Origin of the sequence: Halomonas sp. SIMBA_159 (assembly GCF_046536035.1) — a bacterium.
Lineage (GTDB): Bacteria > Pseudomonadota > Gammaproteobacteria > Pseudomonadales > Halomonadaceae > Vreelandella > Vreelandella venusta_A.
The window spans coordinates 1-261 of record NZ_JAWJBT010000877.1; the positions used below are offsets into that span (position 1 = coordinate 1).

Here is a 261-nt window from a genome sequence, read left to right on the forward strand (position 1 = left end):
GGCCCGGGCGGCACACGCTGTAGCCGCCCTGGATCCAGGGATCGCGACCCCACGCGGTGGACGCGCTCGCCGAGGCGCGGCGACGGACGTCACTCCCGAACATCGAGACCAGCTGATCGAGCGCGAAAGCGGTCATGGCGTCCGGGCCGGCCCGTTCCAGCTCGCGGGCTAACGGGCCGCCGGAATGAGCGATTGCCATATTCCGTCCGAACGGACGGATCTGAAAGTTATGGCCGCGCGGGGCGTCCGGCTGGTGTACTG

Annotated in this window: 1 protein-coding gene; it reads right to left on the reverse strand. The window is 69.7% G+C overall.

Annotated features, from left to right (window positions below):
* Nucleotides 1-199: FAD-dependent oxidoreductase (locus tag R0J87_RS21760; RefSeq protein WP_498888910.1), on the reverse strand; the 199-nt coding region annotated here is incomplete at its 3' end.
* Nucleotides 200-261 lie beyond the last annotated feature (62 nt).